This window comes from Salinibacter sp. (assembly GCF_036626415.1).
In the GTDB taxonomy this organism is placed as follows: Bacteria; Bacteroidota; Rhodothermia; order Rhodothermales; family Salinibacteraceae; genus Salinibacter.
Genome location: NZ_JAZKRW010000202.1, coordinates 1 through 3736 on the forward strand (window position 1 = coordinate 1; position 3736 = coordinate 3736).

The 3736-nt window shown below is 63.8% G+C and carries 3 protein-coding genes and 1 riboswitch; of the genes, 2 read left to right on the top strand and 1 reads right to left on the bottom strand.

Going from position 1 to position 3736, the window contains the following annotated elements:
- Nucleotides 1-214: 214 nt before the first annotated feature.
- On the bottom strand, nt 215-859 hold the full coding sequence (locus V5A20_RS13580; RefSeq protein WP_332327591.1) for a TetR/AcrR family transcriptional regulator: 645 nt from the start codon (nt 857-859) through the stop codon (nt 215-217).
- A 681-nt stretch (nt 860-1540) separates the two neighbouring features.
- Here V5A20_RS13580 and V5A20_RS13585 point away from each other — a divergent pair.
- Entirely contained in the window at nt 1541-2029 is a 489-nt protein-coding gene (locus V5A20_RS13585) for a peptidylprolyl isomerase (protein ID WP_332317094.1), read from the top strand.
- Nucleotides 2030-2155: 126 nt separating this feature from the next.
- Nucleotides 2156-2272: riboswitch (SAM riboswitch) on the top strand.
- Nucleotides 2273-2435: 163 nt separating this feature from the next.
- A partial coding sequence (locus V5A20_RS13590; protein WP_332317093.1) for an O-acetylhomoserine aminocarboxypropyltransferase/cysteine synthase family protein occupies nt 2436-3736 on the top strand: 1301 nt, incomplete at its 3' end.

The window sequence follows — 3736 nt, forward strand, 5'->3', positions numbered from 1 at the left end:
CGGGCAGGGTCGTGTCGCCGGGGGCGGCCTCGAACCGACCCGGAAGGTCCTGCTCCGCCTCCGGCGTCGGCATGGAGGGCGTAAGTGAGCAGCCTGCACTCATGAGCAGGACCGCCAGGAGAATAGCTGCGGTTGAACGAAGAGTCTTCATCTGAAAACGTTAAACGTTGCAACGTTGAACGGACCTGCCGAAGTGCAGTCCAAAACTACTTCCTTACTGCGGTCGGGGCGCGAGGCCGTTGTAGATCAGGTCGAACAGGTGGTCTTTTCGCTCTTCCACAAATGCGCCCCAGTCGTCCGCGGCGGCGGGATGCATAATCTCGACCGTCGGTCGTGCCACGAAGAAAAAGAGGCAGGTCGAGACTACGGAGAGCACCGTGTGCTGCGGGTCGACCGTCCGGATTTCTCCGGCGTCCACCGCCGCCGCGATGGTCTCCACCAGGATTTGAGGGGGGGTGTCCCCGGAGCCGGTGGCCTCCTGCAGGTGTTCGCCGAGCAGGCTGCCCCCGGCCAGGTTTTCCTGCACCATCAGCCGCATGGCCGCCTCGTCGGAGCGCACGAATTCGACGTACCCGTCGATGAACACGCCCAGCGTCTCCTCGAAGGTCGGGGCCTCCTTCAGCGACTCGCCGAACGAGGCCATGAAGCGGCGCATCGTGTAGTCGAAGACCTCCTCGTAAAGGGTAGCCTTGTCCCGAAAGTAGTAGTGCAGCATCGCCTTGTTGATGTCGGCGGCGTCGGCGATGGCCTGCATCCGGGCCCCATGGCGCCCCCCGCGGGCGAAGACCTGGAGCGCAGCGTCGAAAATGTCCCGCTCCGTTTCGGAGTAGTCCGCGTGCGGGTCGGCGGCGTCGGCCATGAGGGAAAGGGTGGCTGGCGTAAATACGACTGCACCAACCGTCTGGCAACTGACTGGTTCAACCAAATGGTTAACCGTCATGTAAAGACCGCTGTGCAAGTCAGGTCCACAATTCCGGTACGGGGCGCGCGAAGGGCAGCGATTGAGCCGCCCGGCAAGGCGGCGGGCAATGGGGCACGACGGGGAGCCCACCATACACCATGAGGGCGTTCACCACAAGGGCGTCGATCTTGTTGGGCCAGCTCGGTACGACAAGCGCGCGGCCCTGCATCCCGGCGCGGTGCACGAACGCCGTTTGGGTGCGGGGGGAAGGCAGGTGACGGCCGTTACGTTCACCCGGATCCCATCGACCTGCCGCCGGGCGTCGGGCTCGGCGAAGCGTCCGCGGGCCCCGAAGCCGGCGTTTTTGGCGAGCACGGATGGGGAGGCCTCTTGCTCCTGAAGCGTCGCTAGAATCTCGTCGACCACGCCAGGCGCACTCAGGTCGGCGGAGAAGACGTGGGCGTCATGAATTCGGAGAAGTTAAGGGACAGAACCTGGACAGATTCACGCCCGTCTCGAACGGCGCACATTCCCGTTCACTTTCGGGAAAGATGAAGGCCGGTCCGAAACACCGAGTCGTGCCCGTCGTCGGACAGCCGCAGTTCCGCCTGTTCTTTTCGCCGACCCCGCCGTTTTCCCATGGCCGATCACCCACAGTGGGACGCGCCTCCCGACCTCCAGATCGACACGGACGCCGTGTACGAGGCAGTCCTCGAAACCAGTAAGGGCACGATCGAAATTGAGCTCTACCCGGAGTACGCCCCGAACACCGTTAACAATTTTGCCTTCCTCGCGGAGGAAGGATTCTACGACGGGATTGCGTTTCATCGCGTCATTGAGGGCTTCATGGTGCAGGGCGGCGATCCCACCGGCACCGGCCGCGGCGGCCCCGGTTACGAGTTCGACGATGAGATCGACGGCAATCCGCTCTCGCACGAGACGGGCGTCCTCTCGATGGCCAACGCCGGGCCCAACACGAACGGCAGCCAGTTCTTCATCACGCGGGCGCCGCAGTCGCACCTCGACGGCAAGCACACCGTCTTCGGCGACGTCACCGAGGGGCAGGACGTGGTCGACGCCATCGAAGAGGGCGATATGCTGAAGGCGGTGACGGTCGAAAAGCAGTAACGAACGCGAAACGCCGCCCCGAACGCCCGTGCCCTTGCTCCTTCTTCACACAGGAGCGTTGACATTGAGAAGAGCAGCGCCTACCGTAAGCGCTGTAGTTATGACATACTGTTGCTGTTAGCACCACATTCATCCAGAAGGGTGGAGGGAGCAGGCCCTCTGAAGCCCTGGCAACCGCCGTCGATGTTCATCGACGGAAAGGTGCCCCATCCTGCCTCGATCGCTGTCGAGGAAAGATGAGTGGGACCCGCGACCTCTTGGTTGTTGATCCCCATCTGCTTTCCCGGCGGCTGGGGATTTTTCTATGCCCCCGGTCGCGCATCGGTGCGATGACCCCGGGCACTCGTGCTCGCTCGGCTCTTCTGGATGATTCCGTGTATCTCCTCATCCAGAGCGCCGATATCTTATGAGCACCGAGAATGGACAGCACGACCCCGACGAGTCGCCCCGCTACGAAACCCTTCAGCTCCACGCGGGGCAGGAGCCGGACCCGGCCACCAACGCCCGGGCCGTTCCCATCTACGCCACCACCTCCTACACCTTCGACGATGCGGAGCACGGGGCCGACCTCTTTGCCCTCAAAGAGTTCGGCAACATCTACTCCCGCATCATGAACCCGACGAACGACGTCTTCGAGAAGCGGGTGGCCGCCCTCGAAGGCGGCGTGGCAGCCGTCGCGACGGCCAGTGGACAGTCGGCCCAATTCCTGGCCCTCAACACGCTCTGCGAGCACGGCGACAACATCGTCTCCACGAGCTACCTCTACGGCGGGACCTACAATCAGTTTAAGAACTCCTTCCCCCGCCGCGGCCTCGATGTCCACATCGCCGACGGCGATGATCCGGACTCGATCGAACGTCTGATCGACGAGGACACGAAGGCCGTCTACCTGGAGACGATTGGCAACCCGCGCTTCAATATTCCCGACTTCGAGCGGATCGCCGACATCGCCCACGCCCACGGCGTGCCCCTCGTCGTCGATAACACGTTTGGTGCGTGCGGCTACCTGGGCCGTCCCATCGAGCACGGGGCCGACATCGTGACGGCCAGCGCGACGAAGTGGATCGGCGGGCACGGCACCACCATCGGCGGCGTCATCGTGGACGCAGGGACGTTTCCCTGGGACAACGGCCGCTTCCCTGAGTTTACCGAGCCGAACCCCAACTACCACGGCCTCCAGTTCTGGGAAACGTTCGGCCCGGACGGTGTGCTCGACACGAACGTGGCCTTCGCCATGCGGGCCCGGGTGGAGGGGCTGCGCGACTTTGGCCCGGCCCAGAACCCGTTCGGCTCCTTCCTGCTGCTGCAGGGGCTCGAAACGCTCTCCCTGCGCGTGCAGCGAAGCTGCGACAACGCGCTCGCCCTCGCCGAGTGGCTTCGGGCGCAGGACGCCGTGGAGTGGGTAAGCTATCCCGGCCTGGAAGATCACCCCTACCACGAGCGCGCCAACAAGTACCTGGAGAACGGCTACGGCGCGGTGCTCACCTTCGGCGTAGAAGGCGGGGTCGAAGCAGGCAAGCGCTTCGTGGAGAACGTGGACCTGGCCAGTCATCTCGCCAACGTCGGCGACGCGAAGACGCTCGTCATCCACCCCGCTTCTACCACCCACCAGCAGCTGAACGAAGAGGAGCAAAAAGCGTCCGGCGTAGCGCCCGACATGGTGCGCGTCTCTGTGGGCATCGAACACATTGACGACATCAAGGCGGA